This window comes from Phenylobacterium sp. (assembly GCF_013822795.1).
Taxonomy (GTDB): domain Bacteria; phylum Pseudomonadota; class Alphaproteobacteria; order Caulobacterales; family Caulobacteraceae; genus Phenylobacterium.
Genome location: NZ_PNLB01000006.1, coordinates 182,041 through 199,600 on the forward strand (window position 1 = coordinate 182,041; position 17,560 = coordinate 199,600).

The 17,560-nt window shown below is 68.0% G+C and carries 13 protein-coding genes and 1 tRNA gene; 7 read left to right on the forward strand and 7 right to left on the reverse strand.

Annotated elements, in window-relative coordinates; translation table 11 throughout:
- From pflB to C0481_RS07565, 4 genes are all read left to right on the forward strand, one after another.
- Positions 1–2,262 (forward strand): formate C-acetyltransferase, encoded by a 2,262-nt coding sequence (gene pflB, locus C0481_RS07550; protein WP_293402254.1) that lies wholly within the window; start codon positions 1–3, stop codon positions 2,260–2,262.
- A gap of 3 nt (positions 2,263–2,265) precedes the next feature.
- A complete protein-coding gene (gene pflA, locus C0481_RS07555) occupies positions 2,266–3,111 on the forward strand; it encodes a pyruvate formate-lyase-activating protein (protein ID WP_293402256.1) in 846 nt (281 codons plus the stop codon).
- Between the two features lie 542 nt (positions 3,112–3,653).
- Complete coding sequence (locus C0481_RS07560) at positions 3,654–4,184, forward strand: superoxide dismutase family protein (protein WP_293402258.1); 531 nt, start codon at positions 3,654–3,656, stop codon at positions 4,182–4,184.
- 248 nt (positions 4,185–4,432) lie between these two features.
- Positions 4,433–7,066: a bifunctional acetate--CoA ligase family protein/GNAT family N-acetyltransferase gene (locus tag C0481_RS07565; protein WP_293402260.1), complete on the forward strand. Its 2,634-nt coding sequence runs from the start codon at positions 4,433–4,435 to the stop codon at positions 7,064–7,066.
- Here the strand turns inward: C0481_RS07565 and C0481_RS07570 are convergent.
- The 6 genes from C0481_RS07570 to C0481_RS07595 all read right to left on the reverse strand — a co-directional run bounded on the left by C0481_RS07570 (position 7,063) and on the right by C0481_RS07595 (position 11,959).
- Positions 7,063–7,668 carry a phosphoribosylglycinamide formyltransferase gene (locus C0481_RS07570; protein WP_293402262.1) on the reverse strand — a complete coding sequence of 202 codons (606 nt, stop codon included), beginning with the start codon at positions 7,666–7,668 and terminating at the stop codon, positions 7,063–7,065. The two genes, C0481_RS07565 and C0481_RS07570, sit on opposite strands and share 4 nt — an antisense overlap.
- Positions 7,665–8,489 carry an MBL fold metallo-hydrolase gene (locus C0481_RS07575; RefSeq protein ID WP_293402264.1) on the reverse strand — a complete coding sequence of 275 codons (825 nt, stop codon included), beginning with the start codon at positions 8,487–8,489 and terminating at the stop codon, positions 7,665–7,667. The genes C0481_RS07570 and C0481_RS07575 overlap by 4 nt, the downstream gene beginning before the upstream one ends.
- A complete protein-coding gene (locus C0481_RS07580; protein WP_293402266.1) occupies positions 8,486–9,262 on the reverse strand; it encodes a TatD family hydrolase in 777 nt (258 codons plus the stop codon). Before C0481_RS07580 ends, C0481_RS07575 begins: the two co-directional genes overlap by 4 nt.
- A gap of 9 nt (positions 9,263–9,271) precedes the next feature.
- Complete coding sequence (locus tag C0481_RS07585) at positions 9,272–10,270, reverse strand: DNA polymerase III subunit delta' (protein ID WP_293402268.1); 999 nt, start codon at positions 10,268–10,270, stop codon at positions 9,272–9,274.
- Complete coding sequence (tmk, locus tag C0481_RS07590) at positions 10,263–10,907, reverse strand: dTMP kinase (protein WP_293402319.1); 645 nt, start codon at positions 10,905–10,907, stop codon at positions 10,263–10,265. The genes C0481_RS07585 and tmk overlap by 8 nt, the downstream gene beginning before the upstream one ends.
- 77 nt (positions 10,908–10,984) lie before the next feature.
- Entirely contained in the window at positions 10,985–11,959 is a 975-nt protein-coding gene (locus tag C0481_RS07595; RefSeq protein ID WP_293402270.1) for a septal ring lytic transglycosylase RlpA family protein, read from the reverse strand.
- Between the two features lie 153 nt (positions 11,960–12,112).
- On the opposite strand from C0481_RS07595, the gene C0481_RS07600 reads away from it, so the two are divergent.
- Positions 12,113–12,202 (forward strand) — tRNA-Ser (locus C0481_RS07600).
- Positions 12,203–12,302: 100 nt separating this feature from the next.
- The gene (locus C0481_RS07605) at positions 12,303–14,270 is read left to right on the forward strand and encodes an oleate hydratase (protein WP_293402272.1); all 1,968 of its coding nucleotides are present in this window, start codon (positions 12,303–12,305) and stop codon (positions 14,268–14,270) included.
- A 4-nt stretch (positions 14,271–14,274) separates the two neighbouring features.
- Here the strand turns inward: C0481_RS07605 and C0481_RS07610 are convergent, their stop codons facing one another.
- Positions 14,275–15,027 (reverse strand): helix-turn-helix transcriptional regulator, encoded by a 753-nt coding sequence (locus C0481_RS07610; RefSeq protein WP_293402274.1) that lies wholly within the window; start codon positions 15,025–15,027, stop codon positions 14,275–14,277.
- Between the two features lie 148 nt (positions 15,028–15,175).
- Here C0481_RS07610 and C0481_RS07615 point away from each other — a divergent pair, with 148 nt between their 5' ends.
- Positions 15,176–17,551 (forward strand): TonB-dependent receptor, encoded by a 2,376-nt coding sequence (locus tag C0481_RS07615; RefSeq protein WP_293402276.1) that lies wholly within the window; start codon positions 15,176–15,178, stop codon positions 17,549–17,551.
- The last annotated feature ends 9 nt before the right edge of the window (positions 17,552–17,560 follow it).

Consider the following 17,560-nt stretch of genomic DNA (forward strand, 5'->3'; position numbering starts at 1 on the left):
ATGCTCACGCAAACTCTAGAGCCGCGCACGTCACCTGCCGAAGACGCCGCTTGGGCAGGATTTCGCCGCTCCCTCTGGGACAGGGAGGTCGACGTCCGCGACTTCATTCAGCAGAACGTCGACCCATACTACGGCGACGATCGCTTTCTGGCCGGGCCGACGCCGCGGACCCAGGCGATCTGGGCCAAGCTCGAGGCGTTGTTTGTCGAGGAGCGCGCGAAGAGCGTTCTCGACATCTCGCAGATCCCCAGTTCGATCACCGCCCACGACCCCGGGTACATCGACCGGGAAAACGAGATCATCGTCGGGCTGCAGACCGACGCCCCACTGAAGCGCGCGATCATGCCGAACGGGGGCTTCCGGCTCGTCCTGACCGCGCTGCAGACCTATGGGTACGAGCCCGATCCAGCCGTGGTCGAAACTTTCACCAAGCATCGCAAGACGCACAACGATGCGGTGTTCGACGCCTACACCTCCGACATCCGCCGTTGCCGTAGTTCCCATATCCTGACCGGCCTGCCGGACGCCTACGGCCGCGGCCGGATCATCGGCGACTATCGCCGCGTGACGCTCTATGGCGTCGACCGGCTGATCGCCCGAAAGAAGGAGGAGAAGGCTGCGCTCGACGACGCCTGGTCCACCGACGAGATCATTCGTGACCGTGAGGAGCTGGCCGAGCAAATTCGTGCGCTGGGCGAACTCAAGGAGATGGCCGCCAAGTATGGCTTCGACATCTCGGGGCCGGCGAAGTCCGCCAAGGAGGCCGTCCAATGGCTCTATTTCGGCTATCTGGCCGGGGTGAAGGAGCAGAACGGCGCGGCCATGTCGCTAGGCCGGACCTCCACCTTCCTCGACATCTACTTTGAACGCGACCTGATCAACGGCGTCCTGACTGAGGAGCAGGCTCAGGAGATCGTCGACGACTTCGTGATCAAGCTGCGGATCGTCCGCTTCCTGCGCACGCCGGAATACGACGACCTCTTTGCCGGAGACCCGACCTGGGTCACCGAGTCGATCGGCGGCGTGGGGGATGACGGCCGCCCCCTGGTGACCAAGTCCAGCTTCCGCTTCCTGCAGACGCTCTACAATCTCGGCCCGGCGCCGGAACCGAACCTGACCATCTGGTACTCGCCGCGTCTGCCCGAGCCGTTCCGGCGCTTCGCCGCCAAGGTCGCGATCGACACCAGCTCGTTGCAGTTCGAGAGCGACGAGACCATGCGCCGGGCGTGGGGGGATGATGGCGCCATCGCCTGCTGCGTCTCGCCGATGGCGATGGGCAAGCAGATGCAGTTCTTCGGCGCGCGCGCCAACCTCGCCAAGTGCCTGCTCTACGCGATCAACGGCGGGCGCGACGAAGTCTCAGGCGAGCAGATCGCCCCGGCGTTTCCAGCGGTAAGCGGCGATTACCTCGAGTTCGACGACGTCCTCGGGAAGTACGAGCAGATGATGGATTGGCTGGCCGGCGTCTACGTCAGCGCCATGAACGTCATCCACTACATGCACGACAAGTACGCCTATGAGCGTATCGAGATGGCGCTGCACGACTATGCGCCGCTGCGGACCATGGCGTTCGGAATCGCCGGCCTGTCGGTCGTCGCCGACAGCCTGTCGGCGATGCGGTTCGCCAAGGTGAAAGTCGTCCGCGACGAGACCGGCCTGATCGTCGACTACGAAACCGAGGGTGAGTTTCCGACCTTCGGCAACAATGACAATCGCGTCGACCAGTTTGCGTCCTGGCTGGTCTCGACCTTCATGCGCAAGCTGCGCAAGTACCCGACCTATCGCAACGCCCAGCACACGCAGTCGGTGCTGACGATCACGTCCAACGTCGTCTACGGCAAGGCCACCGGCAACACGCCCGACGGACGTCGAAAGGGCGAACCCTTCGCCCCGGGCGCCAATCCGATGCATGGCCGCGATAGCCACGGGATCCACGCCTCGGCCGCGTCCGTCGCCAAGATCCCTTATCGCGACGCCGCAGACGGAATTTCCCTGACCTCGACCCTGGTGCCCAGCGGCTTGGGCAACACCGAGGATGACCGGATCACCAACCTGACCTCGATCCTCGACGCCTTCTTCGGGTCCACCGGCTACCACATGAACGTCAACGTGCTGAACCGTGAGACGCTGTTGGACGCCATGGAGCACCCGGAGAACTATCCGAGCCTGACCATCCGGGTCTCCGGCTACGCGGTGAACTTCATCCGCCTGACGCGAGACCAGCAGATGGATGTCATCAACCGCACGTTTCACGGAGCCTGAGCGATGGGCGGCACGGGCGGGGCAGGGGGCGCGCTGGAAGGCAAGTCCCCCTATGAGCTGCGTCTGGACCAGAGCGCCGGCCTGGCCGAATTGGACGTCCGCCAGGCCCTGGCGACGGGGGACGTCGGCTTCCTCCACTCGTTTACGACCGGATCGGCGGTGGACGGCCCAGGGATCCGGCTGGTGGCGTGGACGACGTCCTGCATGTTCCGCTGTCGCTTTTGCCACAATCCGGACACCTGGACCCTTGCGAATGGCATGGCCGTGCCCCTCGACGTGGCCGTCGATGAGCTGCGCAAGTACGCCGAGGGCCTCAAGGTGATGAAAGGCGGCTTCACGCTCTCGGGCGGAGAGCCGCTGATGCAGACCCGGTTCGCCGTCAGGTTGCTCCAGGCGGCCAAGGCGCTCGGCGTCCATACGGCGATCGAAACCAATGGCTTCTATTCCGAAAGGCTCTCGGACCAGGAGTTAGGCGACATCGATCTCGTCATCCTCGACATGAAGGGCTTCTCGCCATCCCAGCACAAGCGTGTGACCGGCGTCGAAGACAACTCGCGGGTTCTCCAATTCGGACGCCGACTGGCGGACATGAAACATAAGATGTGGCTCCGGTACGTCCTGGTGCCAGGCCTAACCGATGTGCCTGAGGAGATGGCCAGGCTGGCTGAGTACGCCGCGTCGCTCGGAATCGTGGAGCGCGTGGAGATCCTGCCGTTCCACCAGATGGGTCGCTACAAATGGGAGCGGCTAGGGCTTGAATACGCTCTGGGAGAGACGCAGCCGCCAACCGCCATTGCGGTGGCGGAGGCGGTGGGCATCTTTCGAGCGGCAGGCTTGGAAGCCTGGTAATTGGCCTCACCATTCTTCGCCTAAGAAATATTATCAGAAATAATTGACTGGGCCCCGTCAGCGGCGGCTCAGGGCTCGCCAACCCTCGGCCGCCGATTTCACGCTGATTTCACGCCTGTCGCCACGGCTGCCGGACGCCCGAAGCCTAGCCGTTCTCTCCGACAACTGGAGAGAGACACATGCACATCATGTTCGGGGACCGCGTCGCCGCGGATCGGAGCTTTGAGCGGACGGCCGTCGATCAGGCCCTTGATCAGGCTGGGATCGCGATTTTCGTCACGGATCGCTCGGCCGGCGGCGAGCGCCAGCTGACAACGACAGAAATCGCCCGCAAGTCAGCCGTCGCTCGTCTGAGCCGGGTCGGCGGTCAGGACCGCAGCGCGCGGCGCCAGGACAAAGGCCGGTCGAGGACATGGCGGACGATCTTTCGAGGTTTCCACGCCTCGGTAGCCCACACAGAAACGCGGGACCTCCTCCGTACGAGGGAGGCGCAGCGTCTCCCGCGCAGGCAGAAGGCCGGGGCATCAACAAAGGAACTTCATATGCTGAGGATCGGTCCGATCGCCGCCCTGCTGACCATCGCCGGCTCCGCCCAGGCTGCGGAACCCGTCCTGACCGCCGACATGGTCTACACCAGCGCCGTGCAGACGCCCGGTCCTGCGGGCGTGATCAAGGTCACCCCGTCGCCCAAGGGCGCCCTGTTCACGATCGACCTGCACGACCTGCCGCCGGGCCCCCACGGCTTTCATGTCCACGAGGCCGGCTCGTGCGCCGATGCGCCGAACGCCGCCGGCGTCATGACCCCGGCCGGCGCGGCCGGCCCGCACTGGGATCCGGCGCGCACTGCGGCGCACCGTGGGCCGCACGGCGACGGCCATCTGGCCGACCTCCCGCGGATCGAGGCGAGCGTCGAGGGCCGCGCCGTAGCCACGCTTACTGCACCCCGGATCACCGACGTCGCCGCCCTGAAGGGCCATGCCGTGATCGTCCATGTCGGCGCCGACACCTACTCCGACACCCCTGATCCGTTGGGCGGGGGCGGCGCCCGGCTGGCTTGCGGCGTGCTCCGCTGACCCTGTCCGCCGGGCCCCTGCCCCGCCGGCATGCCGATAGAGGCTGAATAGCGCGCGCCGCGCTCCTCGAGCTTGGCCAGGCGGTTCTTGGCCCGGCAGGTCGAGCGCGACGACTAACGGCTCGTCGGTGCGCCAACCTCCCCCGTTCGAGGGAGCCCGCGCGCAAGCCGACTTGATCGACGGGCCAACGCGCGGTGTGTTGACGACGGTCAGATTCCCCTGGCCGATTGCGCAGACGGAGGCCGGGCATGACGACGCGAAACCTCGATGCGCTGTTCCACCCCAACGCGATCGCAGTGGTCGGGGCCAGCAATGCGCCCGGCTCGGTCGGCCAGGTGCTGTCGCGCAACCTGTTGGAGAGCGGCTTTTCGGGGCCGGTGCTGCCGGTTTCGCTGAGCGCGCGGGCGATCCGCTCGTCCATCGCCTATCGCAGCGTGTCCGAGCTTCCGCTGGTTCCGGATCTAGCGGTGATCGCCACGCCGGCGCCGTCGGTCCCGGGGATTGTGGCCGAACTGGCCCAGGCCGGCTGCCGGGCCGCCATCGTGGTCAGCGCCGGGGTCGATGCGACGCTGCGCCAGCAGATGCTCGACGCCGCCAAGCCGACGCTGATGCGGATCCTCGGCCCCAACTGCCTGGGCTTCATGTCGCCGCGCCAGGGGATCAACGCCAGCTTCGCCCACCTCGCCCCGGCGGCCGGCGGCCTGGCCCTGGTGTCGCAATCGGGGGCGGTCGCAGCCGCGGCGATCGACTGGGCGCATGCCCGCGGGGTCGGGTTCTCGCACGTGCTGACCATCGGCGACGCCGCCGACATCGATTTTGGCGACCTGCTCGACTACCTGGCGCTCGATTACGACACCCATGGGGTGCTGCTCTATGTCGAGAGCATCACCGACGCGCGCAAGTTCATGACCGCCGGCCGGATCGCCTCGCGCGCCAAACCGGTGGTCGTGGTCAAGGCCGGCCGCAGCAAGGCCGGCGCCGAGGCCGCCTTCACACACACCGGGGCCCTAGCCGGCTCCGACCTGGTCTACGAAGCCGCCTTTCGCCGCGCCGGCATGTTGCGGGTCGGCGGCCTGCGCGAACTGTTCGACGCGGTGTCGACCCTGGGCGCCGGGATGCGGGTCTATGGCGACCGACTGGCCATCCTCACCAACGGCGGCGGCGCCGGGGTGATGGCCGCCGACGCCCTTGAGGCGCAGGACGGCCGCCTGGCCGAACTCTCGCCAGAGACCATGGAGAAACTGGCCGCCACCGCGCCGAAGTACTGGTCCGGCGCCAACCCGGTCGACATCCTCGGCGACACCCACGCCCCGGTCTACGCCCGGGCGCTGGAGATCATGCTGGAAGACCGCAACGCCGACGCCGTGCTGGTCATGAACTGCCCCACGGCGGTGGAGGACAGCACCGCGGCCGCCGACGCCGTGGTCGAGGTGCTGAAGGCCAAGCGCTACCATCGCCCGGTGCTCAGCGCCTGGATGGGCCAGACCGCGGTCGCCGAGGGCCGCCGACGACTGGCGGCGGCGGGCGTGCCCGCGCACGAAACCCCCGACGAGGCGGTCCGCGCCTTCATGCATATGGTCGATCACCGCAAGAACCAGGAAGCCTTGATCCGCACGCCTGGCGCCATGGCCGCGCCGAACGGCGAGCAGGCACGCGCGGTGATCGCCAAGGCCCGCGCCGACGGGCGCCTCACCCTCACCGACCCCGAGGCGCGCGAAGTGCTCAAGGCCTACGGCGTCCCGGCGCTGGAGGGCCGCGACGCGGCGACCCCGGAGGAAGCCGGCCGCATCGCCGAGGAGATCGGCGGCCCTGTGGCGCTGAAGATCCTGTCGCCGGACGTCAGCCACAAGTCCGAGCTCGGCGGCGTTGTGCTCGGTCTCGAGGGCGCGCTGGAGACCCAGATCGAGGCCCAGGCCATGATGGCGCGGGTCGCCAAGGCGCGACCCCAGGCGCGAATCGAAGGCCTGGTGGTCGAGCCGCTAATCCATCGGCCGGAGGCGCGCGAACTCCTGGTCGGCGTCGCCCAGGACAGCCTGTTTGGACCGATCGTGATGTTCGGCGCCGGCGGGATCAGCGTCGAGGTGACCGCCGACCACGTCATCGGCCTGCCGCCGCTCGACGACGTCCTGGCCCGCGACATGATCGGCCGCACCCGCGTTTCGCGCCTGCTGCAGGGGTTCGGGGACCATACGGCCGCCGACCTCGACGCGATCGCCGACGTCATCGTCCGGGTCTCGCAGATCGCCGCCGGCGAGCCAGAGATCGCCGAGCTCGACATCAATCCCCTGCTCGCGGACGCGTCCGGCGCCCTGGCCCTGGCGGCGCGGATTCGGTTGCGTGCGCCCGACGAGGCCCGGGGGCGAATGGCGATCCTCCCCTATCCCGACCGCCTGCAACGCCAGATCGAGGTGGGCGGCCAGACCGTGACGCTGCGGGCGATCCGTCCTCAGGATGGTCCGGCGATCGCCGCCATGGTCGAGGCCAGCAGCGCCGAGGACGTGCGCCTGCGCTTCCGTTCCGGCTTCCGCACCCTGCCTCCCGGCTGGCCCGAGCGCCTGTCCCAGATCGACTACGACCGCGAAATGGCGCTGGTGGTCGACGACGGCGAGAAAATCATCGGCGTCTCGCGCCTGGCCGGCGATCCCCAGGGCGAGACGGCCGAGTTCGCGCTGATGGTTCGCACCGACCAGCAGCACAAGGGCCTGGGCCGGCTCCTGCTCGGCGAGATCCTAGACTACGCCGCGGCCGAGGGATTGGCCGAGGTCTGGGGCGACGTGGCGCGGGAGAACACCGCGATGCTGACCACGGCCAAGTCGTTCGGCTTCGAGCGGCGTGCAGCCGAGGACTTCAGCCGCGTGAAAATCGTCAAGACGCTGCGCTAGTCGGGCAAGCGCAGTTCGCCAGCGGCGATGCGGGCCAGTGTCTCGATGAAGAAGCCCGGCTCCATCGCCGCCACCCGCGCCTCCAACGCTTCGGCGGTGTCGCCCGGGAGCACCGGCACGGTGCGGCGCTCAATCACCGGCCCATGGTCGTAGATCTCGTCGACGGCGTGGATGGTCGCGCCGCTTTCGGCCACGCCGGCGGCGACGACCGCTTCATGCACCCGGCGGCCGTACATCCCCTCGCCGCCGAACGCGGGCAGCAGGCCGGGATGGATGTTGATGATCCGGTTGCGATAGCGGCCAAGGGTGCGCGGTCCGAGGCGTCGCAAGTAGCCCGACAGGACCACCAGCTCGACCCCGGCGTCCTCCAACGCCGAGCAGAGCGCCCGATCGGCGGCCTCCGGATCCGATTGGGTCGGGATGACCAGGCTCGGCACGCCGCGCTCGGCCGCAAACTCAAGGGCCGCGGCCTTGCGGTTGTTGCTGACCATCAGGCGCGGTTCGGCCGACAGCTCGCCGGCGCGCGCCGCGTTCACGATCGCGCGCATGCTGGTGCCGTTCCGTGACGCCAAGAAGCCAAGCTTAAGCGGCGAGGAAATCATGTAAAATCGCCGCTCAATTCATGTTCGAAACGCAGTCCGTCGAAGGCCGGTTCGACCCCTTCCGGCAGCCGGGCTGCAAGCTCGGCGTAGTCGAGATCGATGTGCATGTTGGTCAGGATCGCCCGCCGCGGGCGCACCCGCGCGATCCATTCGAGCGCCAGGTCGACATGCGCGTGGGTCGGGTGCGGCCGCCAACGCAGCGCGTCGAGGATCCAGACGTCGAGGCCGGCCAGGGCTGCGAACGCCGCCTCGTCCAGCCCGACCACATCGCTGGAATAGGCCACATTTCCAAAGCGATATCCGATAGACCTAACACCACCATGGTCTTGATCGAAGGTCGTCACCGGGATCATGCCCGAGGGGCCGTCGACCGCCCAGGCCTGGCCGTGGGGCGCGAGCGGGGTGATGTCGCCGATCGCCGGATAGCCGTTCTCGCCCTGAAAGACGTAGCCGAACCGACGCTGCATGCTCGCCGCCGTCGGCGCGTCCATGTAGCAGGCGATGCGCGCCCGTTGACGGATGAAGAAGGCGCGGATGTCGTCGATGCCGTGGGTCTGGTCGGCATGATCATGGGTCAGCAGCACCGCATCCAGCCGCTTGGCTCCCGCCTCCGACGTCTGCCAGACCAGATCGGGCGAGGTGTCGACGATCAGGGTGGTGTCGTTCTCGGCCCCCTGCCCCAGCCGCCGCACCAGCAGCGAGCAGCGGCGGCGGCGGTTCTTCGGCTCCGCCGGGTCGCACGCGCCCCAGTCGCCGTCGGCCCGCGGCACGCCGCCGGACGACCCGGAGCCGAGGATCGTGAACTCCAGCCGACCGCTCATGGCCGTGGGATCCGGTCGAACAGCGCGAAGAACGCGTCCTCAGTCCGCTTCTCGGCGTCGTGCTTCGACCACCCGCGGATCTGCGCCAGTTTGTTCAGAACGTCCGGCAGGAAGGCCGGCTCGTTGCGGCGTCCACGGTGCGGCACCGGCGCCAGATAGGGGCAGTCGGTTTCGACGATGATGCGGTCGGCCGGCATTTCGCGGACGATGGCGCGAACGTCCTCGGCGGCCTTGAACGTGGCGATGCCCGACACCGAGAACCAGGCGCCCAGCGCCGCCGCCCGCGCCGCCAGTTCGGCGCCGGAGGTGTAGCAGTGCATCAGCATCTTGAACGGCCCGGCGGCGTATTCCTCCTCGAGGATGTCGCCCATCAGCTGGTCGGCCTCGCGGGTGTGGACCACAAGCGGCAGGCCCGTCTCGCGTGCGGCGGCGACATGCTGGCGGAACACATTGGCCTGGATGTCGCGGGGGCTCAGATCATAGTGGAAGTCGAGCCCGGTCTCGCCGATGCCGACCACGCGCGGATCGGCGGCGATGGCGACGAGGTCGGCGGCCGCGAGGTCGGGGTTCTCCTTGGCCTCATGCGGGTGGGTGCCGACCGTGCACCAGATGTCGGGATGGTCGGCCAGGGCGCGCACGGCGGCGAAGCCGGAGACCTTGTCGCTGATGTTGACCATCAGCTCGATCCCGGCGGCGCGGGCGCGCGCGATCACCTCGTCGCGGTCTTCGTCGAACTGGTGTGCGTGCAGGTTTACGTGGCTGTCGATCAGCATTCGGAGATTTCAGGCGCGCGCGGCGGCGCGCAGTTCAGTGAGGGCCGTGAAGAACGCGTCCGCACGGTCGAGATTGACGGCCTCGACCTCCCGCGGGAGGCGCTGCAGCGTCTCCCATGCTCGGGCCCAGCGATCAAGCCCGCCATAGCCCTCAGCGGCCAGCCGCACGGCATGGCCATGCACGCGCTCGGCGAGCCGCTCCAGCAACAGATTGAACTGCGCCGCCCCCTCCGCGCCGCGGAAACGGTCGGCCAGGGACAGCGCCAGGGCCTCGTCGACCTCCGGCAGCGACTGGAGAATCTCCTTGGCCGCGTCATCGACCGCCACAGCCCCGGCCAAGGCCAGGGCCAGCGCCTTGCCGGGCGCGCCCTTGGACATCCGCGCCAGTCGAATGGCCTCTTCGGGATTGGCCGTCGTCCGCGCTTCGACGAAGGCCGTGACCTCGGTCTCCGGCAGCGGCTGGAAGCCCAGCCGCCGGCAGCGGGACTTGATCGTCGGCAACAGCCCGCCCGGCGCGTGCGAGACCAGCAGGATCACCCCGCGCGCTGGCGGCTCCTCCAGCGTCTTCAAGACGGCGTTCGCCGCGTTGACGTTGAGGTCGTCGGCCGCGTCGATGATCGCCACGCGGTGCGGCGCCGACGCCGGCGACTTGGCGAAGAAGTCGCTCAGCTTGCGGGCTTCGTCGACGGGGATCAGCTTGCGCGGCTTTCCGTCTTCGCCGACCCGCTCCAGAACCATGAGGTCCGGATGCGAGCGAGCGATGATCTGGCGGCTGACCGGATGGTCCGGTGACGCGCCAAGCACGCCGTAGGCGGGGTTCGGCGGCGCGCCCAGCAAGCGGCGGGCGGCGCGAAAGGCGAAGGTCGCCTTGCCCACGCCCTCGGTCCCGGTCAGCAGCCAGGCATGGTGCAGACGGCCACGGCCGCGCGCCTCCTCGAAAGCCGTCTCGGCCGCTTCATGGCCCTTCAGATCGAAGACCTGGCGCGGATGCGGCGCGGCGTCAGCCATGAACCAGCCGGCTCTCGACCGCCCGCCACACCTGAGCCTCGACCTCGTCCATGCCCTGGGCGGCGTCGATCAGCGCGCATCGGTCGGGTTCGGCCGCCGCGATGGCGCAGAACGCCGTCCGCAGCCGCTCGTGGAACGCCACGCCCTTGGATTCAAAGCGCGTCTCGGCATGCCCGTCGGCCTTGGCGAAGGCCTCGGCGCGGGCCAGCCCGACTTCCACCGGCAGGTCGAACACCAAGGTCAGGTCAGGGCGCACGTCAGCCAGGACAAAGGTCTCCAGCGCGGTGATAAAGTCCGGATCAACGCCGCCGGCGCCGCCCTGATAGGCGCGCGTGGAATCGGCGAAGCGATCGCAGACCACCCACGCCCCACGCGCCAGCGCCGGCAGGATGGTCCGTTCGATATGGTCGCGCCGCGCCCCATACATCAGCAGGGTCTCAGTGGCCGGGCTCCAGCGGTCGGCATCGCCTTTCAGGACAAGGTTGCGGATCGCCTCGGCCCCGGGCGAGCCGCCCGGTTCACGCGTGGCCACAACGTCATGGCCGGCGGCCTGCAGGCGCGCGACCAGGCGCCGGACCTGCGTCGACTTGCCCGCGCCCTCGCCGCCTTCGAAAGTGATGAACCGCCCACGCGTCACGCCGGCCAAAATGGCCGGTTCGGCCCGTTTGTCCAGCATTGACCCGCCGCCGGACGGACTTGCCTCAGGAACGGGCCTCAGGCGCCGGGGCGGACCACGCGCGCTTCAGTGAAACCGTAGGCCGCAACGCGGTCTCGCAGGTCAAAGGCCGCGGCCTCGTCGGCTGTGCCGTCGACCATCACCCGATAGAGGGTCATGCCGTCGGCACGCTGGAACGGCTCGACCTTGGCGACGACCGCCGAGCCGAGCTGGCTGACCACGCGCTGGGCGTTGGCCGGATCGGAGAACGCCCCGGCCTGGACCCGATAGATCAGCCCGCCGCCCGCGGCCGCTGCGACCGGCGCTGGGGTCAGCGGCGCGGACGCCACCGGCGCCAGCGGCGCCAGCGGCGCCAACGGTTGCGAGGCCACCGGCGTCTGGACCGGACCGGGGTTCAGCCCAGCATAGGGCGTCGGGCCTGCCGGCAGCTGCGAGGACGCAGGCGCCGGGGTGTAGGCCGAATAGCGTAGGCCGGAATCCGGCGCGCCGAGCGGAGCTGCGCCGACATAGCGGACGCGGACCCGGGCGGTGCCCTGCTGCTCGAAGCCGAGCTGGCGCGCCGCTTCCTGGGACACATCGATCACCGCCCCGCCCTTGAACGGGCCGCGGTCGTTGACGCGAACCTGGACGGTCCGGTTGTTTTCCAGATTGGTCACCTCGACGATCGACGGCAGCGGCAACGTCGTGTGGGCGCCCGACAGCGCGTAGCGGTCGAAGACCTCGCCGTTGGCGGTGGTCTTCAGATGATGCGATTGGCCATACCAGGTGGCCGTGCCTTCCTGATCATAGGCGGGATCTTCCTTGGGCACGTACCAGACGCCGCCGACTTCATAGGGAGACCCGACCTTGTATCGGCCGCCCGCCCCATTAGGCAGCTGGCCGGGGGTTGGCCCCGCGACCGGATGCTTGGCGGCGTAGCGCGGCTGAGGCGTGGCGCAGGCGGCCAGCGCTGCGGTTCCCACGAGCACGACTAGGACGCCGCGAACTGGCGCGTACGAATGGTTGCGAGCCATGGGCCGCCCCCTCCTTCAAACCTACGCTCCCCAGCGCTGGCGGCCATCTTCGGCGCGCGACACTTGCCCCATGGTTAATGTCTGCGGGAATTTCATTAAGCATCGACGATGGGTGGAGACGCAGCGCGACGCCTGCTATAGGCCCGTCCTTCCGGAAGGGTGGCCGAGTGGTTTAAGGCAGCGGTCTTGAAAACCGCCGTAGGTGAAAGCCTACCGTGGGTTCGAATCCCACCCCTTCCGCCAGACAACTCCGGAAAAGTCCCTAAAGCCCGATTTGGAGCCTCGTGCGTTCTCGAAGGCACGGGGCGGCAAGCAGCGTCCCTTTGCTGAAAAGAGGGATGTCATGAGCGCAGGCGCCGGCGACACGGGTTCCAAGTTCAAGGTCGAGGCAGACGCCACAGCCGCCTACTGGCGCAAAGGACCGCAGGACACCCTGCCCCCGCCCGACATGGTCGGCCCCTATCAGCGCCACCGGCCGGTTCCGCCCAAATCGGTGGAGGGCCGCAAGGCCTACGTCATCGGCAGCGGCATCGCCGGCCTGGCGGCAGCGTTCTACATGATCCGGGACGGCGGCATGAAGGGCGAGGACATCACCATCCTCGACGCCCTCGACGTCACCGGCGGTTCGCTGGACGGCGCCGGAGACGCGCAAGCCGGCTACATCGTCCGTGGCGGCCGCGAGATGAACTGGAACTACGACAACTTCTGGGACCTGTTCCAGGACGTCCCGGCGCTGGAGTTGCCCGAGGGGTTCAGCGTTCTCGACGAGTACCGGCTGGTCAACGACAACGACCCGAACTTCTCCAAGTCACGGCTGATGCACAAGCGCGGCCAGATCCGCGACTTCTCGACCCTTGGCCTGACCACGGCGCACCAGTGGGAGCTGATCCGCCTGCTGCTCAAGCGCAAGGAAGACCTCGATGACGTGACCATCGAGGACTATTTCAGCGAGAGCTTCCTGGAGACCAATTTCTGGTACCTCTGGCGATCGATGTTCGCCTTCGAGAACTGGCAAAGCCTTCTCGAGATGAAGCTCTACATGCACCGGTTCCTCGACGCGATCGACGGGCTGGGCGACATGTCCGCCCTCGTCTTCCCCAAGTACAATCAGTACGACGGCTTCGTCGTGCCGCTGACCCGGATGCTCCGCGACAAGGGCGTCAAGGTGCAGTTCGACACCCGCGCCTATGACCTCGACATGACGGTCGAGGGCGAGACCCGGACGGTCACCGCCATCCGCTGCAAGGTCGGCGGCAAGGACAGCTCCATCCCCGTTCGTCCCAACGACCTGGTTTTCGCTGTCACTGGCTCGATGACCGAGGGCACGGCGTATGGCGACTTGGACAACGCCCCGGTGCTGCAACGCGACCGCAGGGATCCGGGCGAGAGCAGCGACTGGGCGCTTTGGCGCAATCTCGCCAAAGCCTCGCCGATCTTCGGCAAGCCCGAGAAGTTCTACGGCGACGTCGACCGCTCGATGTGGGAGTCGGCGACGCTGACCTGCAAGCCCTCGCCGTTCGTCGACAAGCTCAAGGAGCTGGCGGTCAACGATCCCTATTCCGGCAAGACCGTCACGGGCGGGGTCATCACCTTCACCGACTCCAGCTGGGTGCTCAGCTTCACCTGCAATCGCCAGCCGCACTTCCCCGACCAGCCCAAGGACGTGCTGGTGATCTGGGTCTACGCGCTGCTGATGGACAAGGACGGCGACTATGTGAAGAAGCCGATGCCGGCCTGCACCGGCCGCGAGATCCTGGCCGAGCTCTGCCACCACCTGGGCATCGAGGGCCAGCTCGACGCGGTCGCCGCGGCTACCAAGGTCCGGTTGGCGCTGATGCCTTACATCACCGCTCAGTTCATGCCGCGCGCGGCGGGCGACCGGCCGCATGTCGTCCCGGCCGGCTGCACCAATCTTGGGCTGCTCGGGCAGTTCGTCGAGACCAGCAACGACGTCATCTTCACGATGGAAAGTTCGGTGCGGACGGCCCGCATCGCGGTCTACACTCTGCTGGGCCTACCCAAGCAGGTACCGGACCTCAGCCCGACCCAGTACGACATCCGCACGCTGCTGAAGGCGGCGCGAGCGATCAACAACGGCGAGCCGTTCCCCGGCGAACGCCTACTGCACAAGCTGCTCGACAACACCTACTTCGCCCACGTGCTGCCGCCGCTGCCCGAGACCAAGGAATCCCGCCGCGAGCAGATCAACGCCGATCTGGCGGCCGTCCTCGGTCGTGGAAGTCAGGCCCTGAGTTCGGCGGCCGAACGGCTCGATCTGTTCCGGGAACGGCTTCGGGCCAAATGGAAGTAGCCGCTCAGCTCCTGGCGGCCCGCTGGCGTTCGCCGACATAGCCGAGCACTGAGGCGCGGTGGACGGCCTGAGGCCGGCCCGCCACGCCCATCTTGTCCGCGGCGTTGCGCATGTGGAACCGGACGGTCGGCATCGAGATCTTCACGATCTCGGCGATCTCGCCGTCGGTCTTGCCCTTGGCCGCCCACTTCAGACACTGGATCTCGCGACGGGTCAGGTGGACCAGGCCGTCGGGGTCCAGCCCCCGGTCGTTATAGGCGGCCATGAAGCGCAGCGAGAGGATCGACAGTTCGGCGGCCCGCTGCTCGAACACCGGCCGTACGTCGAAGGCCTCCGGCGAGGCCCAGACGATCGCCCCGATCACCCCGCCCGGAAGGTGGGTCGGCGCGATGATCGCCGTGCTGATCTCGACCGTGTCGGCGCTCTGCACCACGTCGATCGCCTGTAGCCTGCGCGACGGCCGCCAGGCGCCGAAGCGTCCATCCTGGAAGTAGAACGGCTCAGCCGTGTAGCGGCAGGCGAACACGAAGGCCGAACGCAGCGCGAAGCCGCGGTCTTTCCAGTAATGCAACCCTGGATCGAGCCACTGAAAGAGCGTCTCGGCGAACGGACGGCCATGCCGATCGCGCATCGGCTCGGGATCTCCGATGTCGGCGCTGACCGCGATGTAGGGCAGATCGATCTCGCGTCCACGGTCACGAACGTCGACCGCGAGGCGCTCGATAAGCTCGTACTCATCGTGAGATTCACCGCTCATCGCCACGACGGCCTGCCTCCCCTGCGGCGCCTATCACATCCGTTAGCTTGTCCCGCAACGCCCATTTCTGCAAGCATTCCTGCCTCGCCGCGACAAGACGGCGATGTGCAAGAACGGTTCGCCGGCGCCGCCGGCAGCGGGAGGGAAGATGAAACACGCACTGACGACCGCCTCATGGGCGGTCATCGCGGCCGCCTGTGCGGTCGGTCCGGCCATGGCCCAGGACTCCGGCACGGTCGCCGAGCTGGTGGTCACCGCCCAGAAGCGCGAACAGAACCTTCAGGACGTGCCGATCGTCGTCACCACCCTTCCGCAACGGCAACTTCAGGATGCGGGCGTCCGCGACATCAAGGACCTGCAGGTCCTGGCCCCGGGGCTCAGCGTCACCTCCTCGACCAGCGAGGCGCAGACCTCGGCCCGGATCCGCGGCGTCGGCACCATTGGCGACAACCCCGGTCTGGAATCCTCGGTCGGCACGGTCATCGACGGTGTCTATCGCGCCCGCAGCGGGGTGGCGTTCGGCGACCTCGGCGAGCTGGAGCGCGTGGAGATCCTGAAGGGTCCGCAGGGCACCCTATTCGGCAAGAATACGTCGGCGGGCGTCATCAACGTGCTGACCAAGGCCCCGTCCTTCGATTTCGAGGCGGCGGGCGAAGTGACTGTCGGCGACCACGGCGCGCTCGGCGTGGCCGGCAGCGTCACCGGCCCGATCGTCAAGGACGTGCTGGCCGGCCGCCTCTACGCGGCCAAGCGCGAGCGCGACGGCTTCGCCGACGTCCACGTCGGGGCCGGGCCGCGCACCCGCACTGACGACACTGACCAGAACTACTACACGGTCCGCGGACAGCTGCTGTTCACCCCGACCGACAGCCTCAGCATCAAGCTGCTGGCCGACTATTCCGACCGCGACGAGCATTGCTGCGTGAACTTTGTCACCGTCGCCGGGCCGACGGCGGCGCTGGTCGACGCCCTGGCCGCCGACGAAGGCGTCCAGCGGCCGCCGAACCCGGGCGCGCGGATCGCCAACGCCAACCGCGACATGGGCTCCAAGATCACCGACCAGGGCGTCTCGGCCGAGCTCAACTGGGATATCAACGAGGATCTGGTGCTGACCTCGATCACCGCCTTCCGCGACTGGCGGGCGGAGAACGGATCGGACATCGACTTCTCGTCGGCCGACATCTGGTATCGGGCCGCCGACGGCTCGAGCTTCAATCAGATCAAGGCGTTCTCGCAAGAACTTCGCCTGGCCGGCTCGACCGAGACGGTGAACTGGCTGATCGGCGCGTTCTACTCCGACGAGGACCTCAAGGCCGCCGCCGCGACCACCTTCGGCACGGCGTACGAGCCCTACTTCGGCCTGCTGTTCTCGGCCCCGTCCGGCAGCCCCAACCCCGCCTTCGTCTCGCTGCTGACCGGCCTGCCGTTCGGGACCAACTTCCCGGCCGGCACAGGGCCGCGCGACAGCTACGACCACAGCTCCAAGGGCTGGGCGCTGTTCACCAACAACAGCTGGAAGGTGACCGAGGCGCTCGAGCTGACCCTGGGCCTACGCTACTCCGACGACGAAAAGACGGTGCGCAGCCACTACACCAACTCCGCGCCGGCCAACGCCTGCGCCGCGGCCCTGGTGCGCCCGATCCCGCTCACGGCCCGCGCCGCCATCTGCGCGCCGCACTCCGACCCCGCCTTCAACACCGTGGTCACCAACCAGGAGCAGAGCGAAGGCCGCTGGAGCGGCACGCTCAAGGCCAGCTACCGCTTCAACGAAGGGGTCATGGCCTACGCCTCCTACGCCGAAGGCTTCAAGAGCGGCGGCTTCAACCTCGACCGCGCGCGCCTGGCGGCGGGGGTCATCAACCCCGACACCAGCTTCCCAGCCGAGACCGTGGTCAGCTACGAGTTCGGCGTAAAGTCCAACACCGCCGATTACGGCCTCGTCGCCAACGCCGCGCTGTTCTACCAGACCTACGAGGACTTCCAGCTCAACACCTACACCGGCATCAGCTGGCTAGTGGCCTCGATCCCGGAAGTGGTCTCGCGCGGCGTCGACGTCGACCTGATGTGGCGCCCGCCGGTCGAGGGGCTTAGCTTCACGGGCGGCGTCACCTACGCCGAAACCCAGTTCGGCGACTTCGCGCCGCCGGCCGGCATCTCGCCGCGCCTGCCCAACACCCGCCTTTCCTACGCGCCGCTGTGGTCGGCGGCCGGCACGGTCAACTACGAGCGCCCCGTCAGCGAGACCCTCGAATTCCGCGCCAGCCTCTCGGCCAAGTACACCTCGGAGTACAACACCGGCTCCAACCTCGACCCGCTGAAATCCCAGCCGCCGCTGACCCTGGTCAACGCCCGCCTGGTGCTGGCCAGCCAGGATGAGCGCTGGTCCGCCGAGCTGTGGGCCCAGAACCTGACCGACGAGGACTACAACCAGGTCGTCGTCGACCAGCCGCTGCAGACCGGCACCTTCGCGACTTTCCTTGCGCCGCCGCGGACTTACGGCGTTACCTTGCGCGGACGTTTCTAGGACGCCCGC

Bases quoted from the DNA above. Each gene is read 5' to 3' on its own strand.
- pflB (WP_293402254.1), top strand. From the start codon at position 1: ATGCTCACGCAAACTCTAGAGCCGCGCACGTCACCTGCCGAAGACGCC.
- pflA (WP_293402256.1), top strand. From the start codon at position 2,266: ATGGGCGGCACGGGCGGGGCAGGGGGCGCGCTGGAAGGCAAGTCCCCC.
- C0481_RS07560 (WP_293402258.1), top strand. From the start codon at position 3,654: ATGCTGAGGATCGGTCCGATCGCCGCCCTGCTGACCATCGCCGGCTCC.
- C0481_RS07565 (WP_293402260.1), top strand. From the start codon at position 4,433: ATGACGACGCGAAACCTCGATGCGCTGTTCCACCCCAACGCGATCGCA.
- C0481_RS07570 (WP_293402262.1), bottom strand. From the start codon at position 7,668: ATGATTTCCTCGCCGCTTAAGCTTGGCTTCTTGGCGTCACGGAACGGC.
- C0481_RS07575 (WP_293402264.1), bottom strand. From the start codon at position 8,489: ATGAGCGGTCGGCTGGAGTTCACGATCCTCGGCTCCGGGTCGTCCGGC.
- C0481_RS07580 (WP_293402266.1), bottom strand. From the start codon at position 9,262: ATGCTGATCGACAGCCACGTAAACCTGCACGCACACCAGTTCGACGAA.
- C0481_RS07585 (WP_293402268.1), bottom strand. From the start codon at position 10,270: ATGGCTGACGCCGCGCCGCATCCGCGCCAGGTCTTCGATCTGAAGGGC.
- C0481_RS07595 (WP_293402270.1), bottom strand. From the start codon at position 11,959: ATGGCTCGCAACCATTCGTACGCGCCAGTTCGCGGCGTCCTAGTCGTG.
- C0481_RS07605 (WP_293402272.1), top strand. From the start codon at position 12,303: ATGAGCGCAGGCGCCGGCGACACGGGTTCCAAGTTCAAGGTCGAGGCA.
- C0481_RS07610 (WP_293402274.1), bottom strand. From the start codon at position 15,027: ATGAGCGGTGAATCTCACGATGAGTACGAGCTTATCGAGCGCCTCGCG.
- C0481_RS07615 (WP_293402276.1), top strand. From the start codon at position 15,176: ATGAAACACGCACTGACGACCGCCTCATGGGCGGTCATCGCGGCCGCC.